Origin of the sequence: Paraburkholderia sp. SUR17, from assembly GCF_029536165.1 — a bacterium.
Taxonomy (GTDB): Bacteria; Pseudomonadota; Gammaproteobacteria; order Burkholderiales; family Burkholderiaceae; genus Paraburkholderia; species Paraburkholderia kururiensis.
Window position 1 is genome coordinate 2,631,671 of record NZ_CP120509.1, and the last position, 18,389, is coordinate 2,650,059.

The 18,389-nt window shown below is 60.6% G+C and carries 18 protein-coding genes and 1 pseudogene; 10 read left to right on the forward strand and 9 right to left on the reverse strand.

Annotation, left to right across the window (positions count from 1 at the left end):
- The first annotated feature begins 2 nt into the window (after positions 1-2).
- From P2869_RS28955 to P2869_RS28980, 6 genes are all read left to right on the forward strand, one after another.
- Positions 3-656, forward strand: a complete 654-nt coding sequence (locus P2869_RS28955; RefSeq protein WP_277598749.1) for an SDR family oxidoreductase — start codon at positions 3-5, stop codon at positions 654-656.
- Between the two features lie 29 nt (positions 657-685).
- Positions 686-1,060, forward strand: coding sequence for an SDR family NAD(P)-dependent oxidoreductase (locus tag P2869_RS28960; RefSeq protein ID WP_277598750.1), 375 nt, complete (start codon positions 686-688; stop codon positions 1,058-1,060).
- A gap of 203 nt (positions 1,061-1,263) precedes the next feature.
- Positions 1,264-3,054, forward strand: a complete 1,791-nt coding sequence (locus P2869_RS28965; protein WP_277598751.1) for an FAD-binding oxidoreductase — start codon at positions 1,264-1,266, stop codon at positions 3,052-3,054.
- Positions 3,055-3,531: 477 nt separating this feature from the next.
- A complete protein-coding gene (locus P2869_RS28970) occupies positions 3,532-4,098 on the forward strand; it encodes a TetR/AcrR family transcriptional regulator (RefSeq protein ID WP_199541020.1) in 567 nt (188 codons plus the stop codon).
- 49 nt (positions 4,099-4,147) lie between these two features.
- Entirely contained in the window at positions 4,148-5,116 is a 969-nt protein-coding gene (locus tag P2869_RS28975) for a quinone oxidoreductase (protein WP_199541019.1), read from the forward strand.
- Between the two features lie 411 nt (positions 5,117-5,527).
- Positions 5,528-6,082: a hypothetical protein gene (locus P2869_RS28980; RefSeq protein ID WP_277598752.1), complete on the forward strand. Its 555-nt coding sequence runs from the start codon at positions 5,528-5,530 to the stop codon at positions 6,080-6,082.
- A gap of 240 nt (positions 6,083-6,322) precedes the next feature.
- On the opposite strand, the gene P2869_RS28985 is transcribed toward P2869_RS28980, so the two are convergent.
- A complete protein-coding gene (locus tag P2869_RS28985; protein WP_277598753.1) occupies positions 6,323-7,117 on the reverse strand; it encodes a hypothetical protein in 795 nt (264 codons plus the stop codon).
- A gap of 119 nt (positions 7,118-7,236) precedes the next feature.
- Between P2869_RS28985 and P2869_RS28990 the strand changes: the two genes are divergently transcribed.
- The 3 genes from P2869_RS28990 (at position 7,237) to P2869_RS29000 (ending at position 9,006) form a co-directional block, all read left to right on the forward strand.
- Positions 7,237-7,863, forward strand: a complete 627-nt coding sequence (locus P2869_RS28990) for a tyrosine-type recombinase/integrase (protein WP_277598754.1) — start codon at positions 7,237-7,239, stop codon at positions 7,861-7,863.
- A 108-nt stretch (positions 7,864-7,971) separates the two neighbouring features.
- A complete protein-coding gene (locus P2869_RS28995) occupies positions 7,972-8,433 on the forward strand; it encodes a DUF6882 domain-containing protein (protein WP_277598755.1) in 462 nt (153 codons plus the stop codon).
- A gap of 123 nt (positions 8,434-8,556) precedes the next feature.
- The gene (locus P2869_RS29000) at positions 8,557-9,006 is read left to right on the forward strand and encodes a hypothetical protein (protein ID WP_277598756.1); all 450 of its coding nucleotides are present in this window, start codon (positions 8,557-8,559) and stop codon (positions 9,004-9,006) included.
- A 474-nt stretch (positions 9,007-9,480) separates the two neighbouring features.
- Here P2869_RS29000 and hutG read toward each other — a convergent pair whose 3' ends face one another.
- From hutG to P2869_RS29040, 8 genes and pseudogenes are all read right to left on the reverse strand, one after another.
- Positions 9,481-10,299 carry an N-formylglutamate deformylase gene (hutG, locus tag P2869_RS29005; RefSeq protein WP_277598757.1) on the reverse strand — a complete coding sequence of 273 codons (819 nt, stop codon included), beginning with the start codon at positions 10,297-10,299 and terminating at the stop codon, positions 9,481-9,483.
- Positions 10,300-10,327: 28 nt separating this feature from the next.
- Complete coding sequence (locus P2869_RS29010; RefSeq protein ID WP_277598758.1) at positions 10,328-11,728, reverse strand: formimidoylglutamate deiminase; 1,401 nt, start codon at positions 11,726-11,728, stop codon at positions 10,328-10,330.
- A pseudogene (locus P2869_RS29015) lies at positions 11,725-12,278 on the reverse strand (HutD family protein). The gene P2869_RS29010 and the pseudogene P2869_RS29015 overlap by 4 nt, the downstream one beginning before the upstream one ends.
- A complete protein-coding gene (locus tag P2869_RS29020; RefSeq protein WP_017774877.1) occupies positions 12,275-13,039 on the reverse strand; it encodes an amino acid ABC transporter ATP-binding protein in 765 nt (254 codons plus the stop codon). The pseudogene P2869_RS29015 and the gene P2869_RS29020 overlap by 4 nt, the downstream one beginning before the upstream one ends.
- Positions 13,036-13,704, reverse strand: coding sequence for an amino acid ABC transporter permease (locus P2869_RS29025; protein ID WP_017774876.1), 669 nt, complete (start codon positions 13,702-13,704; stop codon positions 13,036-13,038). Before P2869_RS29025 ends, P2869_RS29020 begins: the two co-directional genes overlap by 4 nt.
- 17 nt (positions 13,705-13,721) lie before the next feature.
- A complete protein-coding gene (locus tag P2869_RS29030; RefSeq protein ID WP_277598759.1) occupies positions 13,722-14,495 on the reverse strand; it encodes a transporter substrate-binding domain-containing protein in 774 nt (257 codons plus the stop codon).
- A 40-nt stretch (positions 14,496-14,535) separates the two neighbouring features.
- Positions 14,536-15,285, reverse strand: a complete 750-nt coding sequence (locus P2869_RS29035; protein WP_026121448.1) for an IclR family transcriptional regulator — start codon at positions 15,283-15,285, stop codon at positions 14,536-14,538.
- A gap of 596 nt (positions 15,286-15,881) precedes the next feature.
- Positions 15,882-16,814, reverse strand: coding sequence for a LysR family transcriptional regulator (locus P2869_RS29040; protein WP_277598760.1), 933 nt, complete (start codon positions 16,812-16,814; stop codon positions 15,882-15,884).
- Between the two features lie 217 nt (positions 16,815-17,031).
- On the opposite strand from P2869_RS29040, the gene P2869_RS29045 reads away from it, so the two are divergent.
- Entirely contained in the window at positions 17,032-18,345 is a 1,314-nt protein-coding gene (locus tag P2869_RS29045) for a serine hydrolase domain-containing protein (RefSeq protein ID WP_346833763.1), read from the forward strand.
- Positions 18,346-18,389: the final 44 nt, after the last annotated feature.

Consider the following 18,389-nt stretch of genomic DNA (forward strand, 5'->3'; position numbering starts at 1 on the left):
TCATGGCCGGGAAAAAAACCATCGCGCTGTTCGGTGCGACCGGGCCGACCGGAAGGCACATCATCGAGGAAGCCTTGACGCAGGGCTACAAACTGTCGGTCTATACGCGCGACGCAAAGAAACTCGCGCCGTTCGCGGCAAGGGCAGAAATCGTTGTCGGCGACCTCAAAGACCAGCGTGCCATTGCAAAGTGCGTTCAGGGTGCCGATGCGGTCATTAGCGCCCTTGGTGCCAACAGTCTCAAGGTGCAGGGCGATAAGCCGATCATGCGCGGCTTGACCAACATCATCGCCGCGATGAAGCACGCGGGCGTGCGCCGTCTTATCCAGATTTCTACGGCTGCCTATCGTGATCCCAAGGATGGCTTTGCCTTCAAAACCCATGCGTTCGCGCTGTTGTTCAAGGTTATCGCGCGCAAGGGGTATGAGGACATCAAGGCGACTGGCGAATTGATCGCCAATTCGGACCTGGACTGGACACTGGTACGCATTCCGAACCTAAAGGATGGTCCCGCCGATGGCCACGTGGATGTGGGTTGGTATGGAAAAACCAGACTCAGCACGAAGCTCTCCAGAGGCAACCTTGCGAAGTTCCTGGTCGACCAGGTGACCGACAGGAAGTTCGTGCGTGCCGCGCCAGGCATTGCTAACCATTGACGCAATAACGTCTCGACACGGTTCACGCCATGAGCGGATTCACCCATGCTGATGTACCCGATCAATCGGGCAAGACCATTATTGTCACCGGCGCCAACACCGGCATAGGCCTTGAAATAGCGAGTACGTTGGCGGCACGGCGAGCGAGGGTGCTTCTCGCGTGCCGCGATGAGGCGAAGGCGGAAGCTGCTATTAGCCGGATTCGTCTGAAGACCCCTGAAGCGAATCTCGCATTCCTGCCGCTTGACCTCGCAGACCTGACGAGCGTGCGGAACGCAGCAAAACTGGCCGAAAAGGAACCGCGCATCGACGCGCTCATCAATAATGCGGGCGTGCAAGGGCCGAAGCTGACGCGCACGGTGCAAGGTCGGGTCACGCCTTTTGCATCGCGCGCACGCCCGTGACGATCGCTGCGCACGGTCGTGGGGCTCTGGTCGGCCATGAAGCGGCCATTCATTTCTGGCGTCGCCCTGACAGTTGAATGTCGCTTCTATCTTTGGTGGCGGTCATTCAGTTATTCGGCCGATGGAGCCAACCAGACTCGCTTTAGAATCCAGAAAAGAAGGTTCGCCAAACTACTGGCCTCCCGATAAGAAATAGAGACGACATGAAGAGACGATGCCTTCTGAAGGGCGCTGCCGCCCTGCCTTTCCTTCCCACCACCACGATCTTTGCCGACGTGATTCCAGCCGTTGCTGGAGCGGCCCGCGTCCGGCCTGGCGACCCTCAGTGGCCGGTGGCAGAGGAGTGGGAGGCGCTGAGTCGCGCAGTCAGTGGAAATTTGTTGCGGCCGACGACCATCTGGCAGACCTGTGCGCAAGCGCCCCGCACACCCGACTGTCTCGCTCGCCTGGGGGAAGCGCGAAACCCGATCGCGCTCGGCGACGATCCCGGGGGCACCCAGGTCTCAGGCTGGCTCGACGGATGGGCGCCCCGCGCGAGCGCCTACGCTGTGGCGGCCCGTTCTACCTCGGACGTGGTTGCGGGCATCAATTTCGTCCGTCGACACAATTTACGTCTGGTGGTGAAGGGCGGGGGCCATAGTTACCTTGGCGGCTCGAACGCGCCGGATTCCCTTTTGATCTGGACACGCGCGATGAACCGCATCGAGTTGCACGATGCGTTCGTTCCATTGGGTTCTTCGATGCCTCCGACGCCGGCTGTGACTGCAGAGGCCGGCTGCATGTGGATCGACGTCTACACTGCCGTCACCACCCAGGCGGGGCGATACGTCCAGGGCGGCGGCTGTGCGAGCGTGGGGGTGGCCGGCCTCGTGCAGGGCGGCGGTTTCGGATCGTTCTCGAAGCGTTACGGATTAGCGGCCGCGAGCCTGCTCCAAGCCGAGATCGTCACCGCTGACGGCATTGTCCGTACGGTCAACGCATCGCGGGAGCCCGATCTTTTCTGGGCGCTGAAAGGCGGAGGTGGCGGCAGCTTCGGTGTGGTGACCCGGGTCACGTTGCAGACCCACGATCTGCCCGAGCACTTTGGTTGGGCCGAGTTCAGGATCAAGGCGTCATCGCGTGAGGCTTACGGACGGCTGGTTGAACGGCTCGTTGATCACTACGCCGAAAACCTGTTCAACCCCCAATGGGGCGAGCAGCTTGTTTTTCACGAAGACGAAGTCCACGTGTCGATGGTATGTCAGGGCCTCAACGACGGACAGGCCAAATCGGTCTGGGCACCTTTCATCGATTGGGTACGATCCTCATCGGCAGATTTCACCTTCAACGACGAGCCTCAGATCGGCGCCGGTCCCGCACGCCGCTGGTGGGATCTCAAGTCCAACCCGGGACTGGTACGCGACCCGCGGGCTGGAGCGACTACCCAGCACGGTTGGTGGCGAGGAGATGGAGACCAGGCCTCACTATTCCTGTACGGCTACGAGTCACAATGGCTGCCCGCGACGCTTCTCGAACCAACCCAACGCAGTCAATTTGCTGGAGCGCTCATGGCCGCCGCCCAATTTCAGGCCGTGGAACTGCATGTCAACAAGGGACTCGCGGGCGCCCCCACGGAGGTGAAGGAACACGCACGTCAGTGCGCGATGAATCCGAAAGTTGCTGATGCTTTCGCCTTGGCGATCGTGGCTGCGGGCGGTCCACCGCCGTTTGCGGGTCTCCCGATCCCACCGCCTGACATGACAGAGGCCCATAGCCAAGCCGAGCGTGTGGCCAAAGCCGCGGGCGTTATTAAAGCATTGTCATCGCAAAGCGGTTCCTATCTTTCGGAAACAGATTTTTTCCGCGAAGATTGGCGCGAAGCGTTTTGGGGGGCGAATTATGCGCGGCTGAAAGCGATCAAGAGCCGCTACGACCCCGCGGGATTCTTTTTCGTCCATCACGGGGTCGGGAGCGAGGACTGGAGTCCCGACGGCTTCACGCCGGTGCAGTCGTGACCTTTTGGATGTCCGTTCATCGAGTTACAGCGGTCGCGCGACGTCCATTCGGACCACAGACCGCTGTGGGTCGGGTCACGCCTTTTGCATCGCGCGCACGCCCGCGACGATCGCCGCGCACGGTCGTGGGGCTCTGGTCGGCCAATAGTTGCCATTCACGCAGCACAGAAAGACGCCATACCGATGGTCAGTTTACTTCGGAACCTGCCGGATGCGGGATGGAAGGACGTCGGCCAAAGCCGGCATTCGGTGATGTGGGGCTGTGGAGCAGATGCACATCCCATTGCTGACACTCGCAAACCTGCGTAGTTGAATGTCAGCTCTCTCCGCCATCGAACGAGTCTACGCTACGCTGGAGTACCGGCCAAGTGGCGCAAAATTTGCTTGTAATTGCGCGGCCGGATACAAGTTCCAGTCAACCAGCCCGAAACATCATCTTATTTTGACCGTTTGTTCCAGTATCGATAGAATGGCCTCATGGCTAGAAACAAAGAGTTCGATATTGACCAGGTCCTAGATGCCGCAATCGACGTCTTTCGCTCGCATGGCTATGCAGGCACCTCGGCCGGCATGCTGGTCGAAGCAATGCGGATCGGTCGACAAAGCTTGTACGACACATTTGGCGACAAGTGGGGGCTCTATTGCGCAGCAGTAAAGCGATACGGTGACACCGAACGTCAGGCGCACCTTGACGCGCTGAATCAAGGTCACAAGGCCATCGACGGTTTGCGCGCGATGATGAATCGCGTCGTGCATGAGGCCCGTCGGCCCTGTTTGGGTGTGGGTTCAATCAGCGAGTTCGGAGACTCGGAGCCGGAACTGACGAAATTGCGCGAAGGGATCGGTAAATTCTTGCTCAAGGCGCTGACAAAAAGGGTGCAGGAGGCCCAGGCACAAGGTGACGTTTCACGGGAAGTTGACGCCGAACAGGCTGCAAGCTTTCTGGTTGCAAATATTGCTGCTATTCGGTTGTCGGCACGCGGAGGTGCCAGCGATCCGGAATTGGCATCCATAGGCCGGTTGGCGATGCGAGTCTTGATGTGAAAATTTTTTGCCTTTTAATGGAACAATCATTCCAGTATTGGAGGGTGTGATGAGAGCAGTGGTGATGAACGGCGTTGGCGATGTAGACATGCTTGAGTATGTCGAGCGAAATGATCCGGTTCCTGGTCCGGATGAAGTGCTGGTCGGCATCGCTGTGGCTGGCGTGAATTTCATGGATATTGGAGTTCGCCAAGGAATGGCATGGACCAACATGCCCAATCCTAAAATAATTGGCGTGGAGGGTGCGGGACGTGTGCTGGCACTGGGTGAGGGCGTGTCCGATCTTAAGGTCGGTCAGCGTGTGGCTTGGGCATATGCGCCAGGCAGCTATGCGGAAAAGGTCGTGCTGCCGGCGGCTGCGCTAGCGCTGGTGCCAGACGACATTGACGACCGTGTCGCGGCGTCGCTCATGATGAATGGATTCACTGCCAGTCATTTCGCCACCGACTTCTATCCGATCCAGCAGGGCGATATCGCACTGGTGCATGCCGCCGCCGGGGGCGTAGGTTCGTTGTTGGCTCAAATCATCAAGTTGCGTGGCGGTACAGTCATTGGCCGTGTTTCGTCGGAATCTAAGGCTGCGTTAGCTAAAGCCGCCGGTGCGGATCATGTAATTGTGGATCGCGAGGGCAATTTCGTTAATGCCGTGATGGACATTACGGGAGGACACGGCGTGCATGTGGTGTACGATGGCTCGGGACCGACGACATTCCAGGCGTCGCTTGACGTGTTGCGTTATTCAGGTACCTTTTGCTGGTACGGACCGGTTCTAGGAGCAGATGCGACGATAGAGCTGTTCCGGCTACCCAAGAGCATCAAGATCGGATATGCCTCTTTCGCGAACCATATTCGGACCCCGGAGTTGCTGCGCTCGCATGCAGCGCAGCTGTTCAGTTGGGTGCGTAAAGGGGTTCTCAAGGTACACAATGGCGGCGTATACCCGTTGGCAGATGCGGCAAAAGCTCAAGCCGATATGTGGAGCCGTAAGACTTCTGGCAAGTTGCTGCTTATTCCATGATTTGACCGGCAGGAGACACCGAGCAGCGAACATACTGATCGGGGTCTGAGTTTGCTGTTTCGTTATGCAAAACGTGCAACTCGTTCACTCGCAACGGTATCTGACACTCGAGGCTATGACGGTGCGAAGGGCGACAAAGCGTCTATTAGCTGCCCAGTAGCCAACGGCAGGAGAGGCGATGACTTGTCGTCGAGCAACGATACGGAATGACCGTTCCGCTCTGATACCCGCCCTTAGGCCTACCACGGCTTGAGCGACAGCAACGGGTCGCTATATGCCCGTTGCATGAGAGGCCGTCTCCGCGACGATCACTCCGCTCGGTCGTCGGACGCTGGCCGGCCAGCTCCGGTCATTCGACGGTGGCACCAAAATCGACGACAATCCGCTAATTGACCAAAATGCGGGGAATATATGTTCGGACTCGGGGACGTTTTTGGCAGCAAACGGCTGCGGAAAGCGGCGATTGATGAAAAGCGCCTGGCCTTCTACATGGGCTACGCATTCAGCCACGCGATTCATGTGCAGCATCTTCTAGCGCCCGGCGAGTCGACCGTACCGTATGTCGTCTACTGGGATAACGAAAGTCCCACAGCAGTTCCGTATCCCGCAGCCACCCAACACGAAGCAGTTGCAAACGCGCAGTCAGCCCGAGATCAAGCTACCTCCGGCTCGGGGTGGTCGTCTGGACGAGAGGGAACCGTCACTCAGACTAACGGCGCCACGATGGATGTTCTCGTGATCGAGGGATGGGTGCCAGGACTTCACGCACCGCTCGAAGTGTTCGTGTACTACAGAACGGAGCCGTTCAGACTGATTCAAGGATTCTTGTGGAAAGCCCATGCGCAGGCGCGCAAAGATGGCACATCCTTTATGGCGGAATTCAAACGCGGCATTCTGGCGCAACCATTTGGCCAGCGATGCATGGAATGCATTGACAACGCGGAACGGGTCCAGTTCGCGAGTTGATAGTCGAACATGCCGCCGTATGACGCACGGAGGCCGAACGGCGCGTAGTCACAATCCGGCCGAGGCTGTGTGAAAACGCGAAAGCGCTCGGTTTTCGGGTGTCGCTTTACCCCTCCCGAACCGCTTCGAAGCCCGTATGCGGCGATCTGGCGAGCCGAGTTTGTCAGGCGGTGCGTTCGGCAGGAGTTTTCACACAGCCTCGGCCATCTTCGGCCGTTCGACAACAAGCCTGGATCGTTGTCAATCGCCGCTCGGTAGACCGGAAAGATCCGAAAGCGGAGGGTCGGCCTTCAGAACTTCGGGACGCTTGCCGACGAGCAGCTCGTCGAATTCCCTAGCGATCGGCTCAATGGTTTCGCAGACCCACCGGCCAAGCCCTCCGCACGTCAGCAAGTCGTGCGTCCAGCTGCCGACTTTCATCGCTAGAAGAACGTCATTGCCCGGGCCTTTGAATCTCTCGCTTAAGTACTGTAGTTTTTTTATGCGCGGTTTTGTCCCCTCGCCGATCTCGCCTTTGTAATGGACAAGTTCATTGCGCAACGCTGTCACAATGTCGAGCGACTGGAACGGTTCGATACCTGAATCCCATAATTGGCCACCGCTTGCAGATGCTATGAGATTCCATTTATCGCGAGTGCCATGAGACCTTTTCCCATCGTTCAGTGTGCGCCAAAATGCGATAGGAACGTTCGGTTCGCCCCCTGTGTCCGAGGACATTTGCTCGATAAGTTCGTTCAATCGTGCCTCGATATAGGAGCCGGCAAAAAAAATTGCCGCAGTATTCGCGTGCAAGACTTGATCCAGATCTTCTGTCGACTCTGCCATGCGGGCAAACGCGAGGCACCCATCCAGCAGGTCGGACGAAAAGCAATACATGCCCTTGCCCGCATCGACTCCGGAAAGAATCTTGAATATATGACCCATTGCTGCTCCACTGGTGTCCATATCGGCGGCGGTCGAGACAGTATATTTCACCTCGCGTGCGCGTCCGCCCGAATCTGACGGGCGCTTCAATTGGCTGTAGCAGTGAAGCATTCGTCAAATCACGCCCTCAATGGCTGCTAGTAAGAATGGCCGAGGTCTGCAAGGGGGCGGACTTCCTCCGCCGCTGAGTGGCGCAGACTGATTCTCCTTCCGTCGAAAGGAGAATCGTCATGGAAGCCATTGGTGTCGGCAACGCGCGGCGCGTGCCGTGGAACGAGGGAAGACTGACAGGCCAGAAGCCACCACTTAAGCTTAGAGAGATCTGGGCGATTCGTATCCGCTCACAGCTCGCCGGAAAGACGCGAGACCTGGCACTGTTCAATCTTGCGATCGACAGCAAGCTACGAGCGTGCGATCTCACGCGGTTGCGCGTCTCGGACATATGCCTGGGCTCGCGCGTCGCGGCGCGGGCGACGATCATGCAGCAGAAGACGCAGCGGCCGGTGCAGTTCGAGATTACCGAGCAGACACGTACGAGCGTAGAGGCGTGGATGCGAGCCGCAGCGCTTTCGGGCGGCGACTATCTGTTTCCGGGTCGCATCCACGACTCGCTGCACCTGTCGACCCGACAATACGCTCGACTGGTCCATCGCTGGATACGAGCGATCGGACTGGATGATGCAGCTTACGGAACGCATACGATGCGCCGGACCAAGGCGTCGCTGATTTACCGTCGCACAAAAAATCTGAGGGCAGTACAGTTACTGCTCGGACACACGAAGCTAGAGAGCACGGTTCGATACCTCGGAGTTGAGGTCGATGATGCGCTCGAGATGGCTGAGCAAACCGACGTGTGAGGGGACGTAGGCCGGACGGCGTCGGGTCGCTGCGCGGCCATAAACGGCCGTTCGACAGCAGTGCGAAGATCGTCGACAATGACGCCGTCCCAAACCAAACAAAGACCTGTGAAAGACGAAGAATTTGCTGCGTTCTTAGAACGCGCTCTGGCTGAACTCCACGCAAAGCAGGCGGTTCTGTCCAATTCGTTCGGCATCGGAGGCAATGAGCGTTTCGTCGTGGATTTTGCGTCGTGTCTTCTGACATTCTTCGTCGGTGAAGCTCCAACCGCAGAGGCGTCCATATTGCCATTGGGAACGCACTCTCTCGACAAACAGCGCTATCGTTGGTCATGGTCGGATGAACGTCTTTCAATGGATGTTCGGGATGCATCCAGAAAAACACAGGCGCTATATGACTTAACTGGCTTTGAAATGTTCAAACAAGCCACAATCCAATGCGATCAGACGATGGCATGGGAAATTGCTGCATTGTCATGTTCTGTTCTCGCTGCGCACGGCGCTTACCGAATCCCCAATGGATCGAACCAGCATTATGTTCTGATCCACTCAATCCACCAATTCCCCTGAGTCGCAACGTCGCCCAAGTATCTGCCGACCGCAGAGGGCAATTGGCGGCCAATTTCTGCCGTTCGACTTCATCTCTCGGATCGTTGACAACGGTTGTGCTTCTTAATTCGGACATTTCGCGCCATGACCACTATCTACGACACAATCGTATGGTTACAGTCGAACACCAGCGCGAAGCAATTCCCCATCGTTGAATTTTCTGCTGACACCGACATGGTGAGTCTCGGATGGGTGTCTTTAACGAGCACAGATCGACCGGAAATCGTTGTTACTCAGGTAACGACAGAAGAGTTCCGAGCAATAGCAGATGGCCCAGACGGTTACCTGGTAGTTGAACACCGAGTAAACGCCGCCCTTAAGCGGTCCGACCTCAAGTGCTCATGGCTGGCGCGTGTTGAAAAAGTAACTCCAAGCGTCAAAGGCATCTCGTTCCAAGAGTTCAGGAAAGCGTATCAGCGACCAAAACTGTTCTTTCGGGACATCTTTCACCGCGAATCGTTAGCACAGGAAGTCAGTCGTACGACCCGCTCTGATTTTGAGCGCAATGGCGGAAAGGTCATCATTCTCCATTGACGGCACCCAACAATCCAGCCAACTTGCCGATCCACACTATCGAACGTCTGCTTCCGGGAATTTTGACGGTCCGCTCCGGGTCGGGTCACGCCTTTTGCATCGCGAGCACGCCCGCGACGATCGCCGCGCACGGTCGTGGGGCTCTGGTCGGCCAAAAAAGGGACCTTCACTCGATTGAGGCGCGAGACATTCAGGGGTCTCGTCAAGCCAACAAGCGATCTTTCAGCACAGAGCGTCGACCTGAGCTGTCGACCTTAGCCGACGTAGTCACGGGGCCGCAGCACTTTTCAATGCGCTTCACTCTCTTCGACGCTACTGGGCTTTCACTTCCGCATTCGGAATACGCGCGCCTGCTCCGAGCGCTGGTGAAGTTCTGCAAGCGTGTATTGGCCAGAGCGTCCCTGCTCGGTCGGATTGGCGCTCGTGGTGTTCAGAATGTACTTCCAAGAGATCCCGCGGCAGGAAGTATCGCGCTCATTTCGCCCGCGAGGCGCTCGGAGTCAGCTTGACGATTGCATCGAGCGCACCATTCACCATGCCGCGTACCACCGGCTCCACTTTCTTCGCGACTTCGGGCAGATAGTCGAACGGTGCGTCCTCGCTCATATAGGTGGACTGGCACATCTCCAGTTGCACCGCATGCACGCCGTCCTGCGGCGCGCCGGCGTGCCGAGTGATAAAGCCGCCCTTGAAGCGGCCGTTCGCAATCCACGTGAACGGACTCGCCGCGGCGACGCGCTGCACCGCTTCCTGCACGGAAGGCGAGGCGGTGCGGCCATCCTGGGTGCCGATGTTCAGGTCCGGCAGCTTGCCTTCGAAAAGGCGCGGTAGCACGCTCGCTATCGAGTGCGCTTCCCACAGCAGCACGTTGCGATGCTGTCGGCGCAGGCGCGTCACTTCTTCATGTAGGGCGTCGTGATACGGCTGCCAGTACGTGGCCACTCGGCGATTGCGCTCCGCCGCGTCCGGCGCGCGGCCCTCGCGATACAGCGGCTCACCGCGAAAGGTTTCGGTCGGGCACAACGACGTGGTCGTCTGCCCGGGATACAGGCTTTCGTCGTTCGACGGCCGGTTCAGGTCGATCACGTAACGCGACACGCGCGCACCGAGAATCGTGGCGCCGAGGGCGCGGGCGAATCCATAGAGGCGGTCCAGATGCCAGTCGGTGTCAGCGACCGTCAGCGCGATATCGGTGTACCGGTCGCGCAGCGCATCCGGGATCTGCGTGCCCAGATGGGGAATGGAAATCATCAGCGGCGCGTCGCCGCGTTCGAGTGAGAAAAGATCGTTCATGATGCCCGGGATCGGTTGACGGTTGCGCTCAGGCGTCGGCGAGAAGCTGCGCCAACGCCCGGCGATAGTCCGCGTAAAGCCTGGTTTCGTCGCGATGACGGCGCTCGTGGATCACGCGCTCGCCGCCGACGAAGACGTCGCGCACCGGTGTTTCGCCGTGCTCGCAGAAGACGGTGGACGACAGCCACGTCGCGCTGGTCTGCTCCGCGAGATCGGGATGGTCAGGATCGAGCACGATCCAGTCCGCTCGCGCGCCCTGCTTGAGGGCGCCGGCCGCGCGGCCGGTCGCACGTGCGCCGCCCGCAAGCGCGCCCTGGAACAGACGGTCGGCGACATGCGATGCCTGCGGCGAGGCCAGCACGTTGCGCTGACGCCGCGCCAGCCGCTGGCCATATTCGAGCAGGCGCAGTTCCGCGCGCCAGTCCACGCCGATATGGCTATCCGAGCCGACGCCGAATGCGCCTCCTGCATCGAGATAGTCGCTTGCGGGGAACAGGCCGTCGCCCAGATTCGCTTCGGTCGTAAGGCACAGGCCTGCAATCGCGCCGCTCTTCGCGAGCGCGAGCGTTTCGCGTTCGTCGACGTGCGTCGCATGCACGAGACACCAGCGCGCGCCGACATCGAAACGCTCGAGCAGCCATTGCACGGGCCGAGCGCCGAGCGCCGCAACGCAGTCATCGACCTCCGCGGTCTGCTCGGCAATGTGGATATGCACTGGCGCGCCGGGCGACATTGCGTCGAGTCCCTCGAGCGCGGCGCGTAATGAATCCCCCGATACCGCGCGCAGCGAGTGCGGCGCGATTCCGTAACGCAGCGCGCCATGCTCCGGACGCGCGGCGCGCAGCGTGCCGAGAAGCTCCAGAAAGGCGTCGGTCGCGTTGATGAAGCGGCGCTGGTCAGCGCGCGGCGGTCGTGCGCCGAAACCGCTGTACTGATAGAGCACCGGCAGCATCGTCATACCGATGCCGGTTTCGCAGGCGGCATCCACGACACGCTGCGCGAGTTCGGCCGGATGCGCGTGACGGCCGCCGTCCTGCGCGTGGTGCACGTAGTGGAACTCACAGACGGACGTATAGCCCGCCTTGAGCATCTCGACATACAGCCAGCGCGCTATCGCACCGAGCGTCTCGGGCGTGATGCGTGCGGCGAAGCGGTACATCAGGTCGCGCCAGCTCCAGAAGCTGTCCGTGGGATTGGCGCGGTATTCCGTGAGGCCGGCCATGGCGCGCTGAAACGCATGCGAATGCAGGTTCGGCATGCCCGGAATGACCGGCCCCGCTGCGCGCACGGCATCCACCGGCGCGGGGGTCGTGTCGGGCGTAACTGCGATGAGCGTACCCGCGTCGTTCCACTCGATCAGTACGTTGGTGCGCCAGCCGTCCGGCAGCAGCGCATGCGCTGCAAAGAGCGATTTCGGAGATGAATTCAAGAGTTGGCTTCCGTATCCAGCGACGTGCACACCAGCACGCCGTCTCCTTGTATGGCGATCTCGACGGGATTCGCCCGGTCGATGCGCAGCGTGTCGAGTGGCGTCAGCGCAATGCACGCCGGGCCGGCACGCACCTCGACCGATCCCTGAGCGCAAAGCAGCAACGCCGTGTCAGCGGCGAAGGTCCGGCGCCCAGGCGCGCGCACGATGTCGACCGACGCGCGCGCCGCGCCGCGCCGCGGTACGTCATCAGGTTAAACACCCGCACCGGGCCGTTTGCGAGGTGCGCCGTCACCGGCGCCTCGCCGGCGAAGCGAGCAACGTCGAACGCACCCAGGACACCTACGCCGCGGAGCGTCATCCCTGCGCCGTCGAGAACCATCAACAGCCGATCGACGCCTTCGAAGCGCGAGAACGGCCCGTCGCAATCGATATCGGCGATGCTCACGCGCCAGGCGTGCGCACAAGACGCGACTTCGCGCGTGAGGCCGCCGCCGTTCTTCCACGGCGCCGCCGCGAGCGCGGCGCCGCGTATCAAAGTCGGGTTCATGCGCGCGACAGCACCGCCTGCAGGAAAGAGCGCGTGCGGGGTTGCGTGGGCGTCGAGAAAATCTGCGCGGGCGGCCCCGCTTCGACGATCTCACCGCCGTCCATCACGACCACGACGTCCGCCACTTCCTTCGCGAAGCCCATCTCGTGCGTGACGACGAGCATGGTCATGCCTTCGGAGGCGAGCAGCTTCATCACCTGCAGCACTTCGCCCACGAGCTCGGGGTCGAGCGCCGAAGTCGGTTCGTCGAAAAGCATGACGCGCGGCTGCATTGCCAGAGCCCGCGCGATGGCGACGCGCTGCTTTTGGCCGCCCGAGAGGCTGGCGGGCATTGCATGCGCCTTGTGCTCAAGGCCCACCTTCTTGAGCAAGGCGAGCGCGGCGGCCTCTGCATCGGCTTTCGAAGTGCCGCGCAGCATTCGCGGACCCACCGTTATGTTGTGCAACACCGAAAGGTGCGGGAACAGATTGAACGACTGGAACACCATACCGACTTCGGTGCGCAGTGCGTTGAGCGAGCGTTCCTTTAGCACAGTGCCGTGATCGACGAGCCGGTGGCCGCAAATATCGATCGTGCCGCGCTCGGGCTGCTCCAGCCCGTTGCAGCAGCGCAGGAACGTGCTCTTGCCGGAACCGCTCGGCCCGATCACGACCACGACCTGGCTCGGCTGGATGTCGAAGTCGATGCCGTTCAATACGCGATGCGCGCCGAACGACTTCGTGAGTTCGCGAATGCTGACGATTGGTTGAACGCTGCTCATTGCACCATGCCTCCTGCGCGCAGCCGCCGCTCGACGCGATGAAGAATGAAGTTGGTCGCCTGCGTGAGCACGAGATACACGAGCGCGATCACGATATACACTTCGAGCGACCGGTAGGACACGCTGATGATTTTCTGGCCTTCGTGCATGAGGTCGTCAATCGTCAGTAGCGACACCAGGGCCGAGTTCTTGATCAGCGCGATGAACTCGTTGCCGAGCGGGGGGATCATGCGCACGATGGCCTGCGGCAGAATGATCGCGCGCATGGCCTGTCCCGACGACATGCCGATGGAGCGCGCCGCTTCCATCTGTCCTCGATCCACGGACTGGATCGCGCCACGCACGATCTCCGAGACGTAGGCCGCCGAATACAACCCGAGCCCGAGCATGCCGCAGACGAACGCGGGGAGCAGGATGTTGAACTGCGGCAGGCCAAAGAACAGCAGGAACAGCTGCACGAGCAGCGGTGTGCCGCGGAAGAAGATCAGGTAGCCGGTGCAAAAGCCGTAGACGAGCCGCCGTTGCGGATAGAGCCGGCCGATGCCAATCAGGAGGCCGAGCAGGCACGAGAGCACGAGCGCGGCGGCGGTCACTTCAACTGTGACCAGCGCGCCGTGCGCGATGTCGGCCCAACCGGCGAACGCCGGCGTGAAGTCGAGTTGCATGAGTCAGGCCCGCCGGATTACTTGGCGTTCGCCGCAGTGCTGGCACTCGTGCCGAACCACTTCTTCACGATGGCGTCGTAGGTGCCGTCCGTCTTGATCTTCGCGAGCGCGGCGTTCATCTGGTCTCGTAGTTGCGGTTCGTCCTTGCGCACCGCGATGCCGTACGCTTCGGTCGTCAACTCCTTGTCGAGCACGCGGAAACCGGGGCGCGTGCGCACAAACTGATACGCGGCGGGCTTGCCAGTGACGGCGGCATCGGCGCGGCCGATACCAACGAGATCAAACATCTCCTGGTTCTTTTCCACCTCCACTCGCTGCACCTGCGGATAGTTGTCACGCAGGAAATTGACTGACTTCGTGCCGACCTGCACGCTTACTTTCTTGCCGTTGAGATCGGCGAGGGTCTTGATCGGCGAGTCCGCCTTGACCAGCGCGGAGAGACCGCCCGCGAAGTACGGCTGCGTGAAGTCAACAACCTGCGCGCGCTCCGGCGTGATGTAGATGGCTGAGATTGCTGCGTCGAAACGGCGCGCCACGAGACCCGGAATCAGCCCCTTGAAGTCGATGTCGGTCCACTGCACCTGCTTGCCCATAGTCTTGGCCAGCGCGTTCATGATGTCGATGTCGAAGCCGGTGCGCTGGCCCTTGTCGACGAATTCCATCGGCGGGAAAGTGGCGTCGGTCGCAACATTGAGCACGTTCGAATCCTGCGCGGACGCCGTGCCGGGCGAGATCGCGGTCATCAGCGCCATGCCAAGGGTTGCAGCGGAAAGAAGGCTTTTCAGTTTCATGGTGTGGGCTCCAGAGTGTGTGGTCGTCGTTGGGTGAGGTTCAGGCAGATTGCAGTCGGGTGGAGATGCTGTTGGCCGTGCGCACGGTCCAGTCAGCGAGTTGTTGTTCGCGGCCCGCGGCGCGCGAGGACGGGGCCATCAGCGTGATCGATGCGCTCGCGCCCGCGCCGCGCGACATGCGCCGGAACACGGGCGCACTCACGCCCCAGACGCCGGGATCGACTTCGCTGTCGCTCACGGCGTAACCGCGCGCGCGAATGCGCTCGAGCTCCGTTTCGAGGGCGGCCCGCGCCGCGTCGTCGCCGGCGAACTGGCGCTCCAGTGTTTCGTTGCGCGTTTTCTGCGCCATGAAGGCGAGCAGCGACTTAGCGGACGCACCTGCGCGCAACGGCACCGCGCGGCCTTTTTCGAACGAGCAACGCAGCGAGTGCGTGCTCTCGACCATCTCGAGGCAGATCACCTGGTCGTTCACGGCGATGATGAGCCCGACGCTCTCCTGCGTCGCGCGCGAGAGTTCCGCCATGCCGTCGCGGCTCGCTTCGACCAGCATCGAATTGATGTCGAAGCCGAGTGCGAGCTGCAGGCTCACAGGACCAGGGGCATAGCAGCCCGCGTCTTCCGTCACGAAGCCCCAGCGCTTAAGCAGCGCGATTTGGCGATAGAGCGTGCTTTGCGCGAGGCCGGTCACGCCGAGCATGTCCTTCACGGACATGGCCTTGCCGTGGCTCGCGAGCGCAGCAAGTACGAGCAGCAGGCGCTCGGCGCCGATGACGCTGGATTCCTGTTTCACGTTGAGTTTTGCCCGACGAGATGCGATTCCGATGACGCAGAATGCCACGTCGCTCCCGCTGGACAAAAATGCGATTCCCATTCAATGGGAATTATGAGCCAGGGTTTACGCTATCTCGCACCTAAAACGATGCTCGGCCGCAGCAGTACCGCAATGCCAACGTCGCCTCGATCGCACGGCGCCAGGCACTGTTAGCTCCTTTGAGTTTGGAGCTGCCAGCTTGAAACACTCGCGGGGCTAGTCGACTGGTCGGAGGAAAGCAGCGATGGTTTCTTCCAACACATGGCCTCGTTTGACGCGTCGTTTGATCAGGGCGCGGCCATCATGACATCGCGTTCCGTGATTTTTTAGATTTCGGCCCTGCGGTCGAATGACCGGTGTATTTCATTACCCGACGCCAAAATCATGATCGAGCGACCAGCGGCTCAGGGTCGTGTTATGCCTGTCGCGTCGCGCGGCCGCCCGGCGATGTTCGTCGCGCTCTTTGGTCGGGCGGTAGCCGGCCAACAGTCGACGTTCGCGGCATAAACATGGACGACCGCTGACGACCGGTAACCGGCCGACTTACCTCGCCTCGCCAACTCGCCGCAGCAGCACTAGCTCGTGCCGATGCGGCAGTTATCGCTGGTCAGCTCGATAACAAAGTCGAGAAAAGCCCTCGTCTTTGCCGGCAGATGATGCCGCGACGGGTAGTAGGCGTAAAAGGGATACCGCTCGTCTGTCCATTCCGGAAACAGATTGACCAGGCGACCCTCGGCAATCAGATGCTCGGCGCCAAGCAGCAGCATCTGTGCAATTCCTGAGCCGGCGAGACATGCATTGAGAAGCGCGCCAGGATCGTTGACCGTGAGGCGACCTCGGGTGTCGACCAGGATGCGTTTTCGCCTGCGATGGAATTCCCACGGGAACGGCTTGCCCGTCTGCGGATTACGAAATTCAAGACATCTGTGGTGGCCGCTTTCGAGTTCTTCCGGTTTGGCAGGGCATCCCCAACGGGCGAGATACGACGGCGCCGCGACCGTCACAATGCCGCTATCGAGCAGTTTTCGGGCGATCAGGGTGGATGTCCTGGGCTCGCCGAATCGTAGCGCGAGGTCGAAGCCGTCCATGACGAGGTCGCCCAGACTATCTCGCGCAATGAACTCGATTTCGAGCTCGGGGTGCGCGTCCATGAACTCATCAAGCCGTTGCCCGAGAATGATCCGGTAGAAAACGGGATCCAGATTGACTCTCAGCTTTCCGCGCACAGCCGACGCGCCACCTGCCGCGGCAGCGGCTGCTTCCTCCAGTCCTGCGAGGTGGGGCATGACCTGCTCGTAAAAGCGGCGGCCCTCTTCTGTCAGGGAGACGGACCGTGTCGTTCGGTTGAAGAGCCGGATCTTCAATTTCTTCTCCAGCCTCGCAATCGCCCGACTGACGCCTGGCGGCGACATGCCTAAGACTTCCGAAGCGGCCGCAAAGGTCCCTGCATCGACTACCGCAGCGAACACGCTAATGCCGCCGGACAACTTCTCGCTACTGGATTTCATGGTCTCGCGCGTACTACGGGTGAGGGATAGCAAGCGATCGGCTTAAGAACAGCCCAGCATCATCGCACCGGACGGCCACGCCGCATACAGGTTGTAACCATGCCTCATTAGTGACCCAGTGTCACTTATCTAATGCCATCCATGTCATTTGGTTTCGAGCGGCATTTCCGCAGAATGCGCCTCACCGAAACATCATTCATTCGGAGAGGAACGCAAAATGACTGCTCGACTGAATCGGCGTCATCTTTTGAAAGGGGCGTCGAGCCTGCTGGCCGTCGCGACGCTTGGCGGGTTCGCAAGCCGTCATGCACAGGCGGCGCCACGCCGTTCGACAGGGGACGCAGCGCTGATCCATCACCCGGCCTGCACATCGATCGATCAATGCCTGCAAGGGGCCGTCGACGATGGCACGGTAGCCGGTGTTGTCGCCATGGGTGCGACGGAACGCGGGATCGTGTACGAGGGAGCGCGCGGTCGGGCGAATATTCATGGTCGGGAGACCATCGGCCCTGACACCATCTTCTGGCTCCTGTCGATGACCAAGGCGATTACCGCCACCGCGTGCATGCAACTCGTCGAACAGGGCAAGCTGCGACTGGATCAGCCTGCGGGTGAGATCCTCCCGCAGTTGAAGGCGCCCCGGATTCTCGAGGGGTTCGACGCTTCAGGACAGCCGAAGCTGCGCCCCGCGCGTAACGCGATCACGGTGCGTCACCTGCTGACGCATACCTCCGGCTTCACATACAGCATCTGGAGCGACAGGCTGAGCCAATACGAGAAGGCGACGGGCATGCCCGACATCGGCTACTCGATGAACGGCGCATTCGCGGCGCCGCTCGAGTTCGAGCCCGGCGAACGCTGGGAGTACGGCATCGGCATGGACTGGATCGGCAAGCTGGTCGAAGCGGTGACGGACCAGTCGCTGGAGGTCTACTTCCGCGAGCACATCTTCGAACCGCTGGGCATGCGTAACACGGGCTTCCTGATCGGCAGTGCGCAAAAACAGCGCGTCGCCACCATGCACAGGCGTCAGGCAGACGGGTTACTGGTGCCCGAGCCGTTCGAGATCAACCAGCGCCCCGAGTTCTTCATGGGCGGTGGTGGACTGTTCAGTACGCCGCGCGACTACATGGCGTTCCTGCAGATGCTGTTGAACGGCGGCACGTATCGCGGCGAGCGCGTGCTGCATGCCGACACTGTCGCGATGATGTTTCGCAACCACATCGGTGATCTGCAGGTTACCGAAATGGAGACGGCCCAACCGTCGTGGTCGAACAGCTTCGATCAGTTTCCGGGCGCGGCGCACAAGTGGGGATTGTCGTTCGACATCAACACCCAGCCCGGACCACACGGACGCAGTGCGGGCAGCGTGAGCTGGGCCGGGCTGCTGAACACGTACTTCTGGGTGGATCCCGTCAAGCGCGTCGCCGGATCGCTTTTTACACAGATGCTGCCTTTCTACGATGCCCGCGTGGTGAATCTCTACGGGCAATTCGAGCGGGCGTTTTACGACGGTTTGCCGCGCGCCTGAGCGCCTCGCGGCCGCTGCTTCGGCGAGGCGCCACCTTTATTTAC